At 73.9% G+C, this 18,612-nt stretch carries 17 protein-coding genes; 9 read left to right on the forward strand and 8 right to left on the reverse strand.

The genetic code is table 11. The features are described 5' to 3' along the window. Positions 1–349: 349 nt before the first annotated feature. Positions 350–1,309 (reverse strand): sensor histidine kinase, encoded by a 960-nt coding sequence (locus BM142_RS22685; protein ID WP_254791179.1) that lies wholly within the window; start codon positions 1,307–1,309, stop codon positions 350–352. A gap of 180 nt (positions 1,310–1,489) precedes the next feature. On the opposite strand from BM142_RS22685, the gene BM142_RS22690 reads away from it, so the two are divergent. Next, entirely contained in the window at positions 1,490–2,914 is a 1,425-nt protein-coding gene (locus BM142_RS22690) for an NADP-dependent succinic semialdehyde dehydrogenase (RefSeq protein WP_092203574.1), read from the forward strand. A 66-nt stretch (positions 2,915–2,980) separates the two neighbouring features. Here BM142_RS22690 and BM142_RS22695 read toward each other — a convergent pair whose 3' ends face one another. Then, positions 2,981–3,325 carry a UBP-type zinc finger domain-containing protein gene (locus tag BM142_RS22695; RefSeq protein WP_092203649.1) on the reverse strand — a complete coding sequence of 115 codons (345 nt, stop codon included), beginning with the start codon at positions 3,323–3,325 and terminating at the stop codon, positions 2,981–2,983. Positions 3,326–3,355: 30 nt separating this feature from the next. Here BM142_RS22695 and BM142_RS22700 point away from each other — a divergent pair, with 30 nt between their 5' ends. The 4 genes from BM142_RS22700 to BM142_RS22715 all read left to right on the forward strand — a co-directional run bounded on the left by BM142_RS22700 (position 3,356) and on the right by BM142_RS22715 (position 7,860). Then, complete coding sequence (locus BM142_RS22700; RefSeq protein ID WP_092203576.1) at positions 3,356–3,811, forward strand: DUF5709 domain-containing protein; 456 nt, start codon at positions 3,356–3,358, stop codon at positions 3,809–3,811. Between the two features lie 107 nt (positions 3,812–3,918). After that, complete coding sequence (locus BM142_RS22705) at positions 3,919–5,577, forward strand: NAD(P)/FAD-dependent oxidoreductase (protein WP_092203579.1); 1,659 nt, start codon at positions 3,919–3,921, stop codon at positions 5,575–5,577. Further along, positions 5,574–7,004: an ATP-binding protein gene (locus BM142_RS22710; protein WP_092203581.1), complete on the forward strand. Its 1,431-nt coding sequence runs from the start codon at positions 5,574–5,576 to the stop codon at positions 7,002–7,004. The genes BM142_RS22705 and BM142_RS22710 overlap by 4 nt, the downstream gene beginning before the upstream one ends. 25 nt (positions 7,005–7,029) lie before the next feature. Next, entirely contained in the window at positions 7,030–7,860 is an 831-nt protein-coding gene (locus BM142_RS22715; protein WP_092203583.1) for a hypothetical protein, read from the forward strand. An 85-nt stretch (positions 7,861–7,945) separates the two neighbouring features. Here BM142_RS22715 and BM142_RS22720 read toward each other — a convergent pair whose 3' ends face one another. After that, on the reverse strand, positions 7,946–9,562 hold the full coding sequence (locus BM142_RS22720; protein ID WP_092203585.1) for a peptide chain release factor 3: 1,617 nt from the start codon (positions 9,560–9,562) through the stop codon (positions 7,946–7,948). 227 nt (positions 9,563–9,789) lie between these two features. Between BM142_RS22720 and BM142_RS22725 the strand changes: the two genes are divergently transcribed. The 3 genes from BM142_RS22725 to BM142_RS22735 all read left to right on the forward strand — a co-directional run bounded on the left by BM142_RS22725 (position 9,790) and on the right by BM142_RS22735 (position 13,647). Further along, positions 9,790–11,172, forward strand: coding sequence for an MBL fold metallo-hydrolase (locus BM142_RS22725; RefSeq protein ID WP_092203587.1), 1,383 nt, complete (start codon positions 9,790–9,792; stop codon positions 11,170–11,172). Between the two features lie 26 nt (positions 11,173–11,198). After that, positions 11,199–12,404, forward strand: coding sequence for an NAD(P)/FAD-dependent oxidoreductase (locus BM142_RS22730; RefSeq protein WP_092203589.1), 1,206 nt, complete (start codon positions 11,199–11,201; stop codon positions 12,402–12,404). Positions 12,405–12,471: 67 nt separating this feature from the next. Beyond that, positions 12,472–13,647: a cysteine--tRNA ligase gene (locus BM142_RS22735; RefSeq protein WP_092203591.1), complete on the forward strand. Its 1,176-nt coding sequence runs from the start codon at positions 12,472–12,474 to the stop codon at positions 13,645–13,647. A 13-nt stretch (positions 13,648–13,660) separates the two neighbouring features. Here the strand turns inward: BM142_RS22735 and pdxY are convergent, their stop codons facing one another. From pdxY to BM142_RS22750, 3 genes are read right to left on the reverse strand one after another with little or no spacing between them, the layout of a single operon-like run. Then, complete coding sequence (gene pdxY / locus BM142_RS22740) at positions 13,661–14,512, reverse strand: pyridoxal kinase PdxY (RefSeq protein WP_217640849.1); 852 nt, start codon at positions 14,510–14,512, stop codon at positions 13,661–13,663. 59 nt (positions 14,513–14,571) lie between these two features. After that, positions 14,572–15,012: a VanZ family protein gene (locus BM142_RS22745; RefSeq protein ID WP_254791180.1), complete on the reverse strand. Its 441-nt coding sequence runs from the start codon at positions 15,010–15,012 to the stop codon at positions 14,572–14,574. Continuing rightward, a complete protein-coding gene (locus BM142_RS22750; protein WP_092203593.1) occupies positions 14,994–15,458 on the reverse strand; it encodes a hypothetical protein in 465 nt (154 codons plus the stop codon). Before BM142_RS22750 ends, BM142_RS22745 begins: the two co-directional genes overlap by 19 nt. A 157-nt stretch (positions 15,459–15,615) precedes the next feature. Between BM142_RS22750 and BM142_RS22755 the strand changes: the two genes are divergently transcribed. After that, complete coding sequence (locus BM142_RS22755; RefSeq protein WP_254791181.1) at positions 15,616–16,143, forward strand: GNAT family N-acetyltransferase; 528 nt, start codon at positions 15,616–15,618, stop codon at positions 16,141–16,143. 15 nt (positions 16,144–16,158) lie between these two features. Here BM142_RS22755 and BM142_RS22760 read toward each other — a convergent pair whose 3' ends face one another. Together BM142_RS22760 and BM142_RS22765 are read right to left on the reverse strand one after the other, a co-directional pair. After that, positions 16,159–16,983 carry an IclR family transcriptional regulator domain-containing protein gene (locus tag BM142_RS22760; protein ID WP_092203597.1) on the reverse strand — a complete coding sequence of 275 codons (825 nt, stop codon included), beginning with the start codon at positions 16,981–16,983 and terminating at the stop codon, positions 16,159–16,161. 91 nt (positions 16,984–17,074) lie between these two features. Then, complete coding sequence (locus BM142_RS22765) at positions 17,075–18,556, reverse strand: amidohydrolase family protein (protein WP_092203599.1); 1,482 nt, start codon at positions 18,554–18,556, stop codon at positions 17,075–17,077. Between the last annotated feature and the right edge of the window lie 56 nt (positions 18,557–18,612).

Raw genomic sequence — 18,612 nt, forward strand, 5'->3', positions numbered from 1 at the left:
GCAACGGAGCAGGAGCAGGAGCAAGCCGACCCATCACAGACCTGGCTCGTATCGGGCACCGACGGGCAGCAGCGCGAGGGGCCGAACCGGCGATTGGGCTGTGAGCCACGACGCCGACCCACCAGTACGGTTCGACGAGCGTGACGCTCGACCTCAGACACGCCGAAGCGCCCCCGCCGAACGCCGTCCTGCGGAACCAACCCGCGAATATCAGCATCGACCGCGCGTCGCACCGACACGCTCACCCCGTCGCACCGCCGATCCGAGCCAGCACAAAAGCGAGGCGCCGCCAGAGCACCCAGCCCCGGCGGCGCCTCGCCCTGCCCTCTTGACAGCGAGGGACTACATATCAGCCCAGGCGGACGGTGAGCCGCACGCGCGCGCCCCCGTCGTCCCCGGAGATGTCGACGTGGTCGCACAGCTGGCGGGCCAGCCACAGCCCCATGCCGCCGCGCGACAGGTCCTCCCCGTGCGCCGGGCCGTAGCCGGCGAACGGGTCGTCGAAGCCGGGGCCCCGGTCGTCGATCGTGCAGACGACGCGGTCGGCACCCACCCACAGCCGCAGGCTCACCGGCGGCCCGCCGTGCCGGACGGCGTTGGAGGTCATCTCGTCGACGGCGAGCAGGTAGTCCTCGACCGTGTCGGAGGACGCGACCACGGTCGACAGCTCGGCGGCGACGGCGTGCCGCAGGCCGACGAAGTCGCCGACGTCCCGGGCCCACAGGCGGGGCGGCGTCTCCTCCAGGGGCTCGGCCGGCACGGGCAGGGAGCGGAGGTAGTCCGCCGGGGCGACGAACTCCGGGTTGGGGCGGCGTCCGCCGGGCCCGGTCAGGCAGGAGTGCGTCCGACGGGCCGTCTCCAGGAGGGGGTCGGGCAGCCGCTGTGCGTCGAACACGCACAGGCCCCACAGCGGCCACTCGCCGAGCGCCACGTTGATCACCGACTCGTAGCGCTGCCACTCCAGCCAGTCGCGCTCGGTCTCGCCGAAGTCGACCTCGCCGACGACGCGGACCCGGCTCACCCCTTCGGCGGCGCGCTGCTCGGCCAGCCGCCGGAAGGCCGTGATGGCCGTGGGGGTGCGGGCCCGGTACACGTCGTCGCGGTCGAGGACGTGCACCCGGGGGTCGCTGCCGAGGGCGTCCCGCAGGACCGTCGCGGTCTCGTCACGGGTGACCACGACGGCCGCCTCCCCGGCGGCCAGGCCCTCGAGCAGGAAGGGGACGGCGGTGGCGGCGAGCTCGTCGGGACCGTCGTGGATCAGCGCGTCGTGCAGGTAGCGGTCGGAGGGCAGGCCTGCCCAGTCGACCACCGACGACCCCGTCACTGCCCACCCCGAGAACTCGCGTTGCCACCCGACGCGGGTGCTGCCGCTCCACGGTAGGCGATCGGCGCCGCGGTGGCTCCCGTGCGGGCCCGCTCCGTCGTTTGACGGCGGAGCGGGCGGGGGACGGGGAGGGGAGCAGCGAGCACCACCGACGGGAGAGCACCCATGGCCATCGCCACCATCAACCCCGCCACCGGCGAGACGCTGAAGACCTACGAGCCGCTCACCGACGAGGCGCTGGAGCAGCGGATCGCCCGCGCCGCGGCCGCCTGGGAGGCCTACCGGAGGACGTCCCCGGACCAGCGTGCGGGCTGGCTGCGGGCGGCCGCGGACGTGCTGGACACCGACCGCGATGCCGTCGCCGAGCTGATGACCACCGAGATGGGCAAGACGCTCGCCGCGGCGAAGGCCGAGGTGGGCAAGTGCGCCAAGGCGCTGCGCTGGTACGCCGAGCACGGTCCCGCGCTGCTCGAGCCGCAGCCCTGCGACGCCGAGGCGGTCGGCGCCACCGACGCCTACGTCGTGCACCAGCCGATCGGGGTGGTCCTGGCGGTCATGCCGTGGAACTTCCCGCTCTGGCAGGCGATGCGGTTCGCCGCCCCCGCCCTGATGGCCGGCAACGTCGGCCTGCTCAAGCACGCGAGCAACGTGCCGCAGACCGCGCTGTACCTGGAGGAGCTGTTCCGCAAGGCCGGCTTCCCCGACGACGTCTTCCAGACCCTGCTGATCGGGTCCTCGACGATCGAGCGGGTGCTGCGCGACGACCGGGTGGCCGCCGCGACGCTCACCGGCAGCGCACCCGCCGGGCAGTCGGTCGCCTCCATCGCCGGGGACGCGCTGAAGAAGACGGTGCTGGAGCTAGGCGGCAGCGACCCCTTCATCGTGATGCCGTCGGCGGACCTGGAGAAGGCCGCCGAGGTCGCCGTCACCGCCCGCAACCAGAACAACGGGCAGAGCTGCATCGCCGCCAAGCGCTTCTTCGTGCACCGCGACGTGGCCGAGGAGTTCACCCGGCTGTTCGCCGAGAAGATCGGGGCCCTGACCGTGGGGGACCCGATGGACGCCGACACCCAGATCGGGCCGCTGGCGACCGAGTCCGGTCGCGACGACGTGGCCGGCTACGTCGACGACGCGGTGCGGAAGGGCGCGACGGTGCTGGTCGGCGGCTCGCGCGTCGACCGGCCCGGCTGGTTCTACGAGCCGACGCTGCTCACCGGGATCACCCCGGAGATGGACCTCTACGCCGAGGAGGTCTTCGGCCCGGTGGCCGCGCTGTTCACCGTCGACTCGCTCGGTGAGGCGATCGAGATCGCCAACAGCCATCCCTACGGCCTCGGGGCCAACCTGTGGAGCGAGGACGAGGGGGAGCGCGCGCAGTTCGTCCGGGACGTCGCCTCCGGCATGGCCTTCATCAACGGGATGGTCACCAGCTATCCCGAGCTGCCCTTCGGCGGCGTGAAGCAGAGCGGCTACGGCCGGGAGCTGACCGAGCTGGGCATGCGGGAGTTCATGAACGCCAAGACGGTGTGGGTCGGCCCGCCGAGCAGCGCGCAGGGGGACGGCGACACCGCGGGGGCCGCCTCCGAGTGAGGGCCGCCGGGCGCGCGGCTCTGGTGCTCGCGCGCCCACCCGGCCAGACTCGGCCGGGTGCCGCCTTCAGTGCAGCTGCGACCGCCAGTCGGCGGGCACCCGGCCGCGGGGTCCGGGGACGGGCTGGTCGAGGGGCCGGTGCTGCGGCGGGGTCAGCTCCGGCCCGGTGACCGGCCGTTCGGCGGAGAAGTCCCAGAACCAGGCCTCACCCGGCTCGAAGCTGCGTACCACCGGATGACCGGCGTCCGCGGCGTGGGTGCGGGCGTGCTGGTTCGGCGAGGAGTCGCAGCAGCCGACGTGGCCGCACCGGGCGCAGCGGCGCAGGTGGAACCACCAGCTGCCGGTCGCCTCGCAGTCGGCGCAGCCGGGACCCGACGGTGGCGCCGTGGCATCGATCGCCGGACCGGTCATCCGCACGCTCCCGTCGGAAGGACGTCCAGAGTGGAACCCGGGATCTACGGTACGGACGGCACCGACCCCGAGGAAGCCTCCGGGCTGCTCGAGGCGTCGGACACCCTGGACGACGTCCGCGGGGTGCGCGACGTCCTCGACACCGGTTGGTCCCCGCCGGAGCGACCGTGGGCCGTCGACGACTGGGGGACGACGGAGGCCGAGGAGTCCGCCGGGGAGAGCCTGGCCGGCCGGCTGGCCCGCGAGCTGCCCGACGGGACCGACGCGGACGGGGACGGGGACGGGCTGGGCGACTCCTCCGACACCGACGGCGAGCTGATCGACGACGAGGTGGGGGATGCGCGGGCCGGCCGGCTGGTCGACGCCGACGACGGCGGGACCGTCGACACCGACGACGAGCTGTGGGCCCGGGACGAGGGCATCGACGGCGCAGCGGCGTCGGCGGAGGAGGCGGCCGTGCACGTCGTCCGCGACCGCGACGTCTAGCGGGGTGCACCCCAGGTCGGCGCGGGACTAGCGTGGCGCGCGGACCCTCCGCCCCCGCCGGCCGGCGGCGGGACTCCGCAGGAGGGCCACGACCACGGAGTCGCCGCATGGGCAGACCGGTCCTCCTCAGCGTGGACGACGACCCGGGGGTCTCCCGTGCGGTCGCGCGTGACCTCCGCCGCAGGTACGGCGAGGAGTACCGCGTGCTGCGGGCGTCGTCGGGCCCCGAGGCGCTCGACGCCCTCCGGGAGCTGAAGCTGCGCGGGGACGCGGTGGTGGCCGTGCTCGCCGACTACCGGATGCCGGAGATGAACGGCATCGAGTTCCTCGAGAAGGCGATGGACCTGTTCCCGCGGGCCCGCCGGGCGCTGCTCACCGCCTACGCCGACACCGACGCCGCGATCGCGGCGATCAACGTCGTGGACGTCGACGCCTACCTGCTCAAGCCCTGGGACCCGCCGGAGGAGAAGCTCTACCCGGTCGTGGACCAGATGATCGAGGCGTGGCGGGAGAGCCCCGACGCGGTGGTCGAGGACGTCAAGCTGGTCGGCCACCGCTGGTCGGCGCCGTCCTTCCGGGCGCGGGACCTGCTCGCCCGCAACGCCGTCCCGTACCGCTGGTACAGCGCGGAGGAGGCGGAGGGGCGGCGGATGCTCGAGGCGGCGGAGGCCACCGCCGACGACGTCCCGCTGATCGTCACCCCCGAGGGCGTGGTGCTGAAGGCGCCCACCGAGAGCGAGCTGGCCGCCGTGGTGGGACTGAGCGTCGAGGCGGAGTCGGACTTCTACGACCTCGTCGTCGTCGGCGGCGGACCGGCCGGGCTCGGCGCGGCCGTCTACGGCGCCTCCGAGGGGCTGCGGACGGTCCTCGTCGAGCGGGAGGCGACCGGCGGGCAGGCCGGGCAGAGCAGCCGGATCGAGAACTACCTCGGCTTCCCCAACGGCGTCTCGGGCAGCCAGCTCGCCGACCGGGCGCGCCGCCAGGCCCGGAAGTTCGGCGCCGAGCTGCTGCTCACCCGCGATTGCGTCGCCCTGGAGGCGCACGGCTCCAAGCGGGTGCTGCGGTTCGCCGACGGCGGCACCATCGGCGCGCACGCCGTCGTCCTCGCCACCGGGGTGTCCTACCGCAGCCTCGGCGTCCCCGGGGCCGACGGGCTGACCGGCCGGGGCGTCTACTACGGCTCGGCGATGACCGAGGCGGCGGCCTGCAAGGACCAGAAGGTGATCATCGTCGGCGGCGCCAACTCGGCGGGGCAGGCAGCCGTCTTCTTCGCCCGGTACGCCGAGTCGGTGCACCTGCTGTGCCGCGGTCCGGCGCTCGAGGCCTCGATGTCGCACTACCTGATCGAGCAGCTGGCGGCGATCGGCAACGTGCACGTGCACACCTGCACCACCGTCGCCGAGACGCACGGCAGCGACCACCTGGAGCAGGTCACCCTGCTGGACGCGCGCAGCGGGGAGCGGAGCACCGTCCCGGCCGGGCACCTGTTCGTCTTCATCGGCGGGGAGCCGCGGACGTCCTGGCTCGACGGGGTGGTCGTGCGCGACGACCGCGGGTTCATCCCGACCGGCCCGGGGCTGCTCGGGAACGGGCGCCGCCCGCACGGCTGGGCGCTCGACCGCGACCCGTACTTCCTGGAGTCGAGCCTGCCCGGCGTCTTCGTGGCCGGGGACGTGCGGGCGGAGTCGGTGAAGCGGGTGGCGTCGGCGGTCGGCGAGGGCGCGATGGCGGTCACCCTCGTGCACCGGTACCTGGGGGAGCGGTGACCACGACCGAGCGCCGGCTTGTCCCCGACGAGCTGCGCGGGCTCTTCCTCTTCGAGGACCTCGACGACGACCAGCTGGCCTGGGTGTCGGCCAACGGCGACGTCGTCGACTGCCCCGCAGGCACGGACGTGTCGGTCGAGGGCGAGCCGGCGGAGTGCTTCTTCGTGCTGCTCGAGGGGACCATGACCATGGTCCGGCTCGTCGGGGGCAGCGAGGTCGAGACCGTGCGGACGTCGCACCGCGGCGTGTACTCGGGCGCCGTGCAGTTCTACTTCGGCGACCGGCTCGAGCAGCGGTACCCCGCGACCGTCCGCGCGGTCACCGACTGCAGCTTCCTGGCGCTGCCGGCCGGGCCGTTCGCCGCCGTCTTCCGGCAGTGGTACCCGATGGCGGTGCACCTGCTGGAGGGCATCTTCGTCGGGCAGCGGAACTCCGCCGAGCTGGTCGGCCAGCGGGAGCGGCTGCTGGCGATGGGGAAGCTGACCGCTGGGCTCACCCACGAGCTGAACAACCCCGCGGCGGCGGCGTCCCGTGCGGCCGATGCGCTGCGCGACCGCTTCGCCGGCATGCGGCACAAGCTGGCGCTGCTGTCCGAGGGGAAGATCGACGGCGAGGTGCTCCGGTCGCTGACCGGGCTGCAGGAGGAGTTCGTCGCCCGCATCGGCAGCGCCCGGGAGCTGCCCACCCTGGAACGCTCGGACCTGGAGGACCGGCTGGGCGACTGGCTCGGCGAGCACGAGGTGTCCCAGCCCTGGGACCTGGCCGGGGTCTTCGTCGCCGCAGGGCTGACCCCCGAGGACCTCGACCAGGTCACCGACGCCGTCGCGCCGACCTTCCTGGAACCCGCCCTGCGCTGGCTGGCCTACACCGTCGAGACGGAGACGCTGCTGCTGGAGATCACCGACAGCACACGCCGGATCTCGGACCTCGTGGACGCGGCCAAGCAGTACTCCCAGATGGACCGGACGCCGCACCAGCCCACCGACGTGCACGCCGGGCTGGACGCCACCCTGGTGATGCTCGGCGGCAAGATCGGGCCGGGGATCACCGTGGTGAAGGACTACGACCGCGGCCTGCCGCAGGTGCCCGCGTACGCCGGTGAGCTGAACCAGGTGTGGACCAACCTGATCGTCAACGCCCTGGACGCCATGGCCGGCGAGGGGACCCTGACCCTCCGCACCGGCCGGGACGGGGCCTGCGCGCTGGTGGAGGTCCGCGACAGCGGCCCCGGGATCCCGGCCGAACTGCGCCCGCGGCTGTTCGAGCCGTTCTTCACCACCAAGCCGGTCGGGCAGGGCACCGGACTGGGGCTGGACGTCTCGTGGCGGATCGTCGTCAAGCGCCACGGTGGCGACATCCGGGTCAGCTCGTCGCCCGGGGACACCCGCTTCCAGGTGCTGCTGCCGCTCGCCGAGCCCACCACCTGACCGGTCGCGCTGGGACAGTGGAGGGGTGTTCGACGTCGACTGGATGGGCCTGCTGACCCGAGAGGTGCTCCGCGGGCGGGCCCCCGACCTCATCGCCGAGACCTGCGCCTGGGCCGTGGGCATGTCCGACCAGCCGCACCACGTGCGCTCGGGGGGCCGGATCGTGGCCACCGGGCTGACCGTGGGGGAGCGGGCGGCGCACGGCCTGCCGCTCAGCGGGGACGAGGACGGCCGGCTCGACCTGGGCGATGCCCGGCCGGGCAGCTTCCAGGCCGCGCTGAACTCCGTCGACCGGCACGGCACGGTGGCCGCCGACCGGTTCGACGCCGACGTCCTCCACCCGTTCGTGCAGGCGACCTGCCTGGCGGCGGCCGAGCAGGCGCGGCGCACCCGTCCCGGCGCCTGGGCCGAGCTGGCCGACGACGTGGGGGAGGAGGAGGCCGACCTGGGCGACGTCCTGCGCGCTGGCGGGTGGGAGGCGCCGCTGCGGATCGACGCCGAGCACCTGGTGCTGGCCGCCCTGGGCGACGTGCCGCTGATCGAGGTCGAGGCCGAGGGTCTTCCGCTGTCGCTGGTGCGGGCGGCCGAGGCGGTCACCCGCGCCGCGGCGGCGCCCCCGGACCCCGGCCCGCCGCCGGAGGACCTGGCCGGCTCGCTGTTCCTCGCCGAGGCCGCGGTGACGGCGACGGGTGCACCGCTCCCGGTGGGCCCGGACTCGGCGGAGCGGCTCGTCGAGGAGATGCTCGCGCACGGGCTGGACGCCGAGGAGGTCCCCGGCGTGCTGCCGCACCTCCCGGTGCAGCAGGCCACCGCCGACGAGGTGGTGGCGATCCTCCGCGCGGCCGGGATCGGCTGAGCCTGGGGCGGCGCCCGATCGTGTGCGCTCCCGCCCGGTTCCGGACGTCGGAACCGGGCCCCGGCGCACATCCATGCTCGCGGCGCTAGAGCTGGGCGGCGACCAGGGACTCCAGCAGCAGGTCGGGGTGCTTCTCCTTGAACACCCGCAGGCCCCACTTGTCGCCGAACACCGCGACGTACTCGCCGTTGGTCCGCTGGAGCACCTCGGCGTTGCGCGCCGTCGCGACCACGGGCGCCGAGGCCTCGTCGGTGCGCATCGCGATGCTGTACGGCAACCGGTCGAGGTCGACCGCCGCCCCGAACTCGTTCTCCATGCGGTGGGTGGCCACCTCGAACTGCATCGGCCCGACGACGGCCAGCACCGGTGCGCCGTCGCCACGACGGTCCGAGCGCAGCACCTGGACGACGCCCTCGGAGTCCAGCTGCTCGATGCCGCGGCGGAACTGCTTGTGCTTGCCGGTGTCCCGGCCGCGGCAGACGGCGAAGTGCTCGGGGGCGAACGTGGTCAGCGGCGGGTAGGTCACCGGGCGCTCGGCGTAGAGCGTGTCGCCCACCCCGAGGGCGGCCGCGTTCACCAGGCCGACGACGTCGCCGGGGTAGGCGGTGTCGATGCTCTCCCGCTCGCGGCCGAACACGTGCTGGGCGTACTTGGTGGCGAACGGCCGCCCGGTGCGGGCGTGGGTGACCACCATGCCGCGCTCGAAGACACCGGAGCAGATGCGGATGAAGGCCAGCCGGTCGCGGTGCGCGGTGTCCATGCCGGCCTGCACCTTGAACACGAAGGCGCTGAACGGGTCGGTGACCTCGCGCGTCCCGCCGTCGGCGGTGGTCACGCCGGTCGGTGCGGGGGCCATCCCGACGAGGGTGTCCAGCAGTGCGCCGACGCCGAAGTTCGAGACGGCGGAGGCGAACAGCACCGGCGTGGTCACGCCGTCCAGGAACAGCGACTGCTCGTGGTCCTGCCCACTGGCGCCGAGCAGCTCCACCTCCTCGACGGCCTGCTGCCACGGCTCGCCCTCCCGGTCGGCGGCGGCCTCGGCGGACAGCGTCTCCTCGGGGGCGATGGTGGCGCCGCCGGCGGTGCGGGTGAAGCGGCGGTAGCTGCCGTCGCGGCGGTCGAGCACGCCGCGGAAGTCCCCGGCGATGCCGACCGGCCAGGTCAGGGGAGTGGGCGTGAGGCCGGTCCGCTCGCTGATCTCGTCCATCAGCTCGAGCGCGTCCTTGCCCGGCCGGTCCCACTTGTTGACCACGGTGATCACCGGGATGCCGCGGTGCCGGCAGACGGCGAACAGCTTCATCGTCTGCGCCTCGAGGCCCTTGGCCGCGTCGATCAGCATCACCGCGGCGTCGACGGCGGTCAGCACCCGGTAGGTGTCCTCGGAGAAGTCCGAGTGCCCGGGGGTGTCGAGCAGGTTGACGACCGCGTCCGCGTACTCGAACTGCAGCGCGGCCGAGGTGATGGAGATGCCGCGGGCCTTCTCCATGTCCATCCAGTCCGACACCGTGCCGCGGCGGCCGGCCTTGCCGTGCACCGCGCCGGCCTGGCCGATGACCCGGGCGTGCAGGGCGAGTGCCTCGGTGAGCGTGGACTTCCCGGCGTCGGGGTGGCTGATCACGGCGAACGTGCGCCGCCGGGAGGCCTGCTCGACGACGTCCCGGGCGGTGGCGCCCGACGGTGCCTGCTGGTCCACCGCGCTCATCGGGCCCTGCTCAGGACGGCACGGAACCGGGCGGGCGCGGAGGGAAACACCCTTCGACAGTAATCCGGCCGGCGGAGCGTCCGGGGGACGCCCGGGGATCCGGAGCCGAACCACCGGCCGAGGGCAGGACGTCGCGCGAGGCGAGGACCTTCGTCCAATGCGGCTCGCATACCCCCGGGGGGTACTTTCACCTCTATTGGTGGACGACGGACCGAAGGAGCGCCACAGTGTTCTTCACCCAGTACTACCTCGACTGCCTGTCGCAGGCGTCGTACCTCGTCGCGGACGAGACGAGCCGGCAGGCCGTGGTGGTCGACCCCCGTCGCGACGTCGCCGAGTACCTGGCCGACGCCGAGGCCCACGGCCTGACGATCGTCGGCGTCATCGACACCCACTTCCACGCCGACTTCCTCGCCGGCCACCTGGAGCTGGCCGCGGCCACGGGAGCGTGGATCGGCTTCGGGCGGCGGGCGGAGGCCGACTTCCCCATCCGCGGGCTGGCCGACGGCGAGCGGATCTCCCTCGGCGACGTGACCCTGCAGATCATGGAGACCCCCGGGCACACCCCGGAGTCGATCTCCGTGCTGGTCTTCGAGCACGCCGACGACGAGGTGCCCTACGGAGTCCTGACCGGCGACGCGCTCTTCATCGGTGACGTCGGCCGGCCCGACCTGCTCGCCTCCATCGGGGTCACCGCCGACGAGCTGGGCCGGATGCTCTACGCCTCGGTGCAGCAGAAGCTCATGGCGCTGCCCGACGAGGTCCGTGTCTTCCCGGCCCACGGTGCGGGCTCGGCGTGCGGCAAGAACCTCTCGACGGAGCGGCAGTCGACCATCGGCGAGCAGCGAGCGATGAACTACGCCTGCCAGCCGATGACCGAGGACCAGTTCCTCGCCATCGTCACCGAGGGGCAGCCCTCGGCCCCGGACTACTTCGTCTACGACGCGATCCTCAACCGCCAGCAGCACCCGGTCTTCGACGCGGCGGCCGCCCCGGTGCCCCTGGACCTGGCCGAGCTGCTCGAGCGGCAGGCGGCGGGGGCGTTCGTGCTGGACGCCCGCGAGCCGCAGGAGTTCGCCGCCGGGCACCTGGCCGGCGCGGTGAACGTCCCCGCCGACGGCCGGTTCGCCGAGACCTCCGGCATGGTCGTGCGGCCCGACGAGGAGATCGTCGTCATCGCCCCGCAGGACCGTGAGGAGGAGATCGTCGTCCGGCTGGCCCGGATCGGTTTCGACCGGGTCGCGGGGTACCTGCGCGAGCCCGAGGGCGCCTTCCTCGGCGCACCGGAACGCGTGGTGCGTGCCAGCCGCGTCACGGCGAGCGAGCTCGACGAGGCCCTGGAGCGGCCGGTGCCGCCGACGGTCGTGGACGTCCGCAACACCGGTGAGCTGATCACCGGGAGCATCCCCGGCGCCGTCAACATCCCGCTCGCCCAGCTGCCGAAGCGGCTGGCGGAGATCCCCCGGGACCGACCCGTCGTCGTCCACTGCGCCGGCGGCTACCGCTCCAGCGTGGCCGCCTCCGTGCTGCGCAAGGCCGGCTGGACCGACGTCTCCGACCTGCTCGGCGGCTTCGCCGCCTGGGCGCTCGCCAACCGGCTGCCCGCCTGAATTCCGCGCTCTCGAAGGAGTGAGCCATGCCACCCACCGATGCCCACCACGAGGTCCTGATCGTCGGCGGCGGCACCGCCGGCATCAGCGTCGCCGCCCGCCTGCGGCGGGCCGGGCAGGAGGACGTCGGCATCATCGAGCCGGCGACCACGCACTACTACCAACCGTTGTGGACCCTGGTCGGCGGCGGTCGGGCACCCATCGCCGAGAGCGCCCGGCCGGAGGCGACGGTCATGCCGAAGGGCACCGACTGGATCCAGGACGCCGCCGAGGACGTCGATCCCGTCGACCGGCGGGTGTTCCTGCGGTCGGGCCGCCGGGTGACCTACGACCACCTGGTCGTGGCCCCCGGCATCCAGCTGGACTGGGACCGCGTGCCCGGCATGACCGAGGCCCTGGACACCCCGCAGGTAGCCAGCAACTACACCTACGGCCTGGCGCCCAAGACCTGGTCGCGGATCAGGGCGATGCGCAGCGGCACGGCGGTGTTCACGATGCCGGCAGGCCCGATCAAGTGCGCCGGCGCCCCGCAGAAGATCGCCTACCTGGCGGCCGACCACTGGCGCGAGCAGGGGGTGCTGAAGGACATCCGGATCGTGCTCGTCCTCCCCACGCCGGCGATGTTCGGCGTGAAGGTCTTCTCCGACGAGCTCGACCGCGTCGTCGCCAGGTACGGCATCGAGGTGCACCTCGACAGCGAGGTCACCGAGATCGACGGCGAGGGCCGGTCGGTGATCGTCACCGACAACGCCAACGGCACCAAGGAGGCCGTTCGCTACGACTTCCTGCACGTCGTCCCGCCGCAGTCGGCCCCGGACTGGCTCACGGCCACGCCGCTGGCCGACCCGGCCAACCCGAACGGCTACGTGGAGATCGACAAGGAGACGATGCGGCACGTCCGCTTCCCGGAGGTCTTCGCCCTCGGTGACGCCGGTTCCTCACCCAACTCCAAGACCGGGGCGGCGATCCGCAAGCAGGCGCCGGTCGTGGTGGCGAACCTCCTGGCGGCCATGGCCGGGACGGAGCCGCCGGCCCGGTACGACGGCTACGCGTCCTGCCCGATCACCACCGCGCGCGACCGGATGCTGCTCTGCGAGTTCGACTACTCGCTGCAGCCGCACCCGACGATCCCGTTCATCGACACCACCCACGAGCGCTACGACATGTGGCTGGTCAAGCGCTACGGGCTGCCGGCCATGTACTGGAATCTCATGCTCAGGGGCCGGACCTGAGAGAGGGGCCGGGCGGGCGCAGGGAGCCGGGCGGCGCAGGCGGAGGGGACACGGGCAGGATGCAGGGATGGCTCCTCGTCCCGCGCCCTCGTCCGGAGTCCTCGGCGCCGCCGGCCGGGTGGCCACCGCCGGCCCGGTCCGGAGCGCGGACCTGCGGCTGGCCGGCGCGTCCCTGCCGATGCTCGGGACCGCCCGCGTCTACACCTGCGGGATCACGCCCTACGACGTCACCCATCTCGGGCACGCGGCGACCTTCGTGTGGGCGGACGCGTTGCGCGGCGTCCTCGACCTGGCGGGGGTCGAGGTGGTCAGCAGCCGCAACGTCACCGATGTCGACGACGTGCTGACCCGTGCCGCGGAGGCCCGCGGCAAGCACTACGACGAGTTCGCGCTGAGCCAGGAGTACCTGTTCGAGCGGGACATGGACGAGCTGGCGGTCCACCGGCCCACACTCGAACCCCGCGCCCGCTACTACGTCACCCACGTCCTGCAGCTGACCGCCGCACTGCTGGCCAGGGACGCGGCCTACGAGCGCGAGGGGCACGTCTTCTTCCGCGGCGCCGACGTGCCCGCCCGGGCCGGGCTGGACCGCGCCGCCGCGCTGGAGCTCTCCGCCGCCTTCGGCGACGAGCCCGGCGACCCGCTGCGCGAGGACCCCTTCGACGTCCCGCTGTGGCGTCCCTCGGGGGAGACCGACCCCGCGTGGCCGAGCCCCTGGGGCTGGGGACGGCCGGGCTGGCACGCGGAGTGTGCCGCGATGGCGGCGGCAACCCTCGGGTCGACCGTGGACGTGCTCGTCGGCGGTGCTGACCTGAGCTACCCGCACCACGCATACCAGGCCGCCATGGTGGAGGCGGCCGTGTCCGTCGCCCCGTTCGCCCGCCGGGCGATGCACGTCGGTGCGGTGTCGCAGGACGGTGCCAAGATGTCGAAGTCCACCGGCAACCTGACGCTGGTGGCCGACCTGCTGGAGACCACGCCGGCCGCGGCCGTGCGGCTGATGCTGCTCGACCGGCGCTGGGCCGAGGGCTGGGAGTTCCGGCCCGAGCTGCTGAGCGCGGCCACGGGGAAGCTGCACGATCTGTACGCCGCCGCGGCCCGGCCCGGGGTGGCGGAGGCCGCGCAGGAGGAGGTCACCGACGCGCTGCTCGACGACCTCGACGTCCCGCGGGCGCTGGCGGTGGCCACCGAGGCCGGGGGAGCGGCCGGTCGGCTGCTGGTCCGGGCACTGTCCCTGGGCTGAGCCCGGCGTCGGCTCAGACCTCCTCGACCGTGAACGTCCGCGTCGGGGAGACGAACTCGTCCTGCGCGGCCACGAGCAGGATCTCCCGCGAGCCGGCGTTCTCGGTGCGCTGCAGCAGGCCGAAGACCGAGGCCGCGGCCCGGCCCAGTGCGACGTCGGCCGACCGGGTGTCGAGCCAGTGCGCCAGGAAGAGCGCCGCGATCGCGTCCCCCGCGCCGTTGACCGACAGCCCCAGGCGCGGCGTGCGGACGCGGAAGTGCCGGCCGCCCTCGGAGGCCAGCAGGTCGACGGCGTCGTCCGGGGTGTCGTCGGTGATGAGCGACGTGGTGAGGACGACGCCCGGCCCGAGGGCCTGCACCGCGGCGACCGCCTCCTCGACCTCCGGCAGCGTCCGCGTCGTCCGCCCGGAGAGCAGGTCGAGCTCGAAGTGGTTGGGCGTGACGACGTCGGCCGCCGGCACGGCGACGTCGCGCATGAACTCTGCGATGCCGGGGCGCACGAAGACGCCGCGGCCGACGTCCCCGATGACCGGGTCGCAGGCGTAGACGGCGCCGGGGCTGGCCGCCCGGACCCGCGCCACGGTCCCGACGACGGCGTGCCCGATGTCGGCCGACCCGAGGTACCCGGAGAGCACCGCGTCGCAGCTGCCCAGCACGCCCCGGTCGGCGATGCCCTGCACGACCTCCTCCACGGCCTGCCCGTCGAACACCCGGCCGGTCCACTCGCCGTACCCGGTGTGGTTGGAGAACTGGACGGTGTGCACCGGCCACACCTCGATGCCGAGGCGCTGGAGCGGGAAGACGGCGGCGGCGTTGCCGACGTGCCCGTAGGCGACGTGGGACTGGATCGAGAGGACGTTCACCACAGCCGGACACGGTGGCACACTGCCCGTGGCACCTGCTGCGCGGCCCCGCCGGAGCGCTCCTACCGCGGCCGCCCGGCCTGCTGCCCGGTGCCGGCGGCCAGGCGGGCCGCGACCAGGCCGCCGGCCACCGCGCCGGCCGCGTTGAGCAGCGCGTCCAGCGGTGAGACGACGCGGCCCAGCGGCAGCGCCCACTGCATCAGCTCGATCGCGGTCGCGCCGCCGACCGACGCGGCCGCCAGCCGGTGCGGGACCGCCAGCCCCGGCCACCGGGCCACGGCGAGCGCGGCCGACGGCGCCAGCAGCGCCAGGTTGCCGGTCAGCTGCAGCATCGCGGTCGGCGAGTCCCAGCCCGAGGCGTACCAGCGCAGCTCCGCGAGGGGCGCCCCCCACGTCCAGCCGCTCCCGGTCGGCGCCAGGGTCAGCAGCACCACCACGGCCAGCGTCAGCAGCAGCACGAGGTCGAGCGTGCGCCGGGCCGGCATCACGGAGCGGCCGCCCACGGCGCCTGCTCGACCAGCGCGGCGATCGCCGCCGAACCCAGCGCGTCGACCTCGCCGGCGAGGCGGCGGAGCGACACCGGCTCCCCGGAGCGCAGCAGTGCCGTCAGCCGCGCCGCGGTTAGGGCCACCCGCGCCCGCCCGTCGGCCGGTGCGCCCCCCCAGGTGGCCGGGTCGAGCGCCCACGGCTCGGCCAGCTCGTCGGCCAGCCCGGGCAGCCGCCGCAGCAGCGCGCCGCACTCGGCGGCCAGCCGCCACCACCGCCCCGACTCGACCTCGGCCAGCCCGCCGGCGTCGGCGGTCGCCCAGCGGAGCAGCCGCACCACGTCCGACCAGACCACGTCCGACACCACGTCCGGGACCACGCCGGACCCGGGGGAGGGCCGCCGCGCGAGGACGAGCCGGTGGGCGGCCGTCGGGTCGAAGAGCCAGTCGTGCGGGTCGTCCATGCCTCTGCACCGTCCTCCCCCCACCCGGCGACGAGCTGCGGGGTGGCTGTGGATCGACTGTGACCGGATGCACCGGGACCAGTGCCGGGCCGCACCGCGTCGGGCCGCCGACCGGGGTGCCCGCGGGAGCGGGCAGGACGCCGACGATCATGGTCCGGTGACGACGAACGGCCCGGGCGTGGTGCGCGACGCCGTCCCGGCGGATGCGGCGCGGTGCGCCGAGATCTACGCGCCCTACGTCCGGGACACCGCGATCTCCTTCGAGACGGAACCGCCGGACGCCGGAGAGGTGGCGCAGCGGATCGCGGCGGCCCAGCGGGAGCACGCGTGGCTGGTGCTCGAGGACGGCGGCGGGGTGACCGGGTACGCCTACGGGGGCCCGTTCATGAGCCGGACCGCCTACCGGTGGTCGGCGACGGTCAGCGTGTACCTGGACGGCTCCCGGCGCCGCGCGGGCGGCGGCCGGGCGCTCTACTCGGCGCTGTTCGACCGGCTGGCCGACCGGGGCATCCGCACCGTGCTCGCCGGGATCGCCCTGCCCAACGAGGCGAGCGAGGGCCTGCACCGGGCACTGGGCTTCGCTCCGGTGGGCACCTACCGCCGGGTGGGCTGGAAGCTCGGCCGCTGGCACGACGTCGCCTGGTACCAGAGGGACCTCGTCGCCGAGCGGCCGCCGCCCGGGTGACCGGCGCCGCGCGGCTCAGGCGGTCGCGACGCCGTCCGGGGAAGCGATCTCGGTGTGCGGCCGGGACTGCCACAGCGCCCATTCGGCGCTGACGTCGCCGGCGGTGCGCAGCAGGCGGGGGAGGTGCTCCTCCAGCAGCCGCTCCCGCGAGGTCTCCGACGCGTGGACCGTGACGTTCATGGCGGCCCGGACGATGCCGGCGCCGTCCCGGACGGGCACCGCGACCGAGCGGACACCCGGGGCCAGCTCCTCGTCGGCGAGGGCCCAGCCGCGAGCGCGCACCTCGGTGAGCTCGGCCTGCAGCTGGTCGGCGGAGCGGCCGATGTAGGCGGGCAGGCCCGCCCGGCTGGGGACGGCGAGCGTCGCCGCCAGCTCGTCCGGCGCCAGGGCGGCCAGCAGGACCTTGCCCTGGGAGGTCTGCACCGCCGGGAAGCGGGTGCCGATCTCCACCCGCAACGCGATGATCTTCGGCACGGACACGCGGGCGACGTAGACGATGTCCGAGCCGTCCAGCTGGGCCATCGACGAGGACTCGCCGGTGCCGGCCACCAGCGCCTCCAGGTGCGGCCGCGCGATCTCCCACAGGCCCAGCGACCCGGCGTAGGCCATCCCCAGGGTGAGCACCTTCGGGGTGAGGGAGAAGGCGCCGCCGGAGCTGCGGACGAACCCCAGCTCCTCGAGGGTCAGCAGCAGCCGCCGGGCCGTCGGACGGGCGAGCCCGGCCGCGGCCGCGACCTCGGTGAGCGACATGCTGCGGTGGGCGGCGTCGAAGCTGGCGAGGACGTCGAGCCCCCGCGCCAGGGCCTCCACGAAGTCCGGCCCCGTGCCACGTCCGGCCATGCTCGTCCTCCTCGTCGGCTCCGCCGTGCTGGTACGGCCACCCTTCCCCCCGTGCCGGGCGTGCGAGGCGTGGGGGAAGGGTGGCCCTTGCTCAGCGGCCGAGGACGCGGTCCTCGCCGCCGGCGCGCTTGGACTCGTCCTCGTAGTCGGAGTACTGGTACGGGTTGGCCAGGATGGACGCCTCGGCCTCGGGCATGTCGGGGAACATGCCCTGCTCCCAGACGTCCTCGCCGCAGACGCCCTTCAGGTGGTCGATCGTCGACTCGATCTCCCGGCGGACCGGGGCGAGGTCGATGCCGACCAGCTTGCCGTCGTGCTTCACCACCCGCCCGTTCACCAGCACGGTGTGCACGTCCCCGCGCTGCGCCTGGAACGCCACGTGCCCGAACGGGTTGAGCATGGGGAACGACACGGGGGAGGCGTCGTTCTTGATCAGCACGACGTCGGCCTTCATGCCCGGCTCGAGCGAGCCGATGTCGGTGCGCCCGATCGCGTGCGCGCCGCCCTTCGTCGCCCACTCGACCACGTGCTGGGCGCGCAGCCGCAGGTGCGTGATCGTGTCGCCCTTGAGGTGGGCGGTCAGGTGCTCCGACATGCGGTCGGCGTTCAGGGTCGACCGCATCGCGGAGAACATGTCGCCGCTCCACCAGACGCTGGTGTCCATCGACAGCGACACCGGGATCTGGTACTGCAGGACCTGTTCGGTGGGGGCGTGCCCCTGGCCGGCGCTGCACTCGGACTCGGTGGACACCGAGATCGAGCCGCCGGTGGCCGCGATCCGCTGGTAGCTGTCGCGGGTGAGCGTCGAGGCGTGCACGTACACGGTCTCCGGCGTCATGAAGCCGTGCTCGTGCATCAGCCGGATGCCGTCGTCGTTGGTCGCGCCCCACACGCCCGCGTGCGTGGTGACCGGGATGCCCAGGTCGCGGGCCACCTCGAAGGCCGCCTTCTCGGGGAAGGCCGGGTCGCCGGTGACGTCGAAGGCGAGCTGGACGCCCATGAGGTCGTCGCCGGCGTCGCGCAGGCGTTCGAGGATCGCGCGGACGGCCGGGTCGGTGGCCCACTCCCACGGGCCGGCCTGGATGTTGCCGTAGGCCATCACGTAGCGGCCGGGCACCGACCGCAGCGCGTCGATCGCGGCCTCGCCGTGGTCGACGGTGTGCAGGTTGTGCGACCAGTCGACGGTCGTGGTGACACCGGCGTCCAGCGACTCGATGGCCGCCAGCCGGTTGCCGGCCGCGATGTCCTCCGGGCGGAACTTCTTGCCGTGCTCGAGGTAGTACCAGACGAAGTACTGGGTGAGGGTCCAGTCGGCGCCGTACCCGCGCATCGCGGTCTGCCACATGTGCCGGTGGGTGTCGATCATCCCCGGCATGACGATGCCGCCGCTCGCGTCGATCTCCTGGGTGCCCTCGGGCACCTCCAGGCGGGGCCCCACGGCCGCGATGCGGTCGTCGACCACCAGCACGTCGGCGTCGCGGAGCACCGTGCAGCTGTCGTCCATGGTCAGGACCGTCCCGCCGCGCAGGACCACCGGGCGGCCTGGCTCGGGAGCGGGCTCGGAATGGGTCATCGTCTCCTCCTCGGACGTCGTCGTCCCGCATCCGGACGAATGTCCGCAGAGCGGCG

Source organism: Blastococcus tunisiensis (assembly GCF_900112815.1).
GTDB classification, from domain to species: domain Bacteria; phylum Actinomycetota; class Actinomycetes; order Mycobacteriales; family Geodermatophilaceae; genus Blastococcus_B; species Blastococcus_B tunisiensis.

Coding starts and splice junctions, on each gene's coding strand:
- BM142_RS22705 (WP_092203579.1), top strand. CDS start 3,919: ATGGGCAGACCGGTCCTCCTCAGCGTGGACGACGACCCGGGGGTCTCC.
- BM142_RS22750 (WP_092203593.1), bottom strand. CDS start 15,458: ATGGACGACCCGCACGACTGGCTCTTCGACCCGACGGCCGCCCACCGG.
- BM142_RS22695 (WP_092203649.1), bottom strand. CDS start 3,325: ATGACCGGTCCGGCGATCGATGCCACGGCGCCACCGTCGGGTCCCGGC.
- BM142_RS22735 (WP_092203591.1), top strand. CDS start 12,472: ATGGCTCCTCGTCCCGCGCCCTCGTCCGGAGTCCTCGGCGCCGCCGGC.
- BM142_RS22765 (WP_092203599.1), bottom strand. CDS start 18,556: ATGACCCATTCCGAGCCCGCTCCCGAGCCAGGCCGCCCGGTGGTCCTG.
- BM142_RS22760 (WP_092203597.1), bottom strand. CDS start 16,983: ATGGCCGGACGTGGCACGGGGCCGGACTTCGTGGAGGCCCTGGCGCGG.
- BM142_RS22730 (WP_092203589.1), top strand. CDS start 11,199: ATGCCACCCACCGATGCCCACCACGAGGTCCTGATCGTCGGCGGCGGC.
- BM142_RS22720 (WP_092203585.1), bottom strand. CDS start 9,562: ATGAGCGCGGTGGACCAGCAGGCACCGTCGGGCGCCACCGCCCGGGAC.
- BM142_RS22690 (WP_092203574.1), top strand. CDS start 1,490: ATGGCCATCGCCACCATCAACCCCGCCACCGGCGAGACGCTGAAGACC.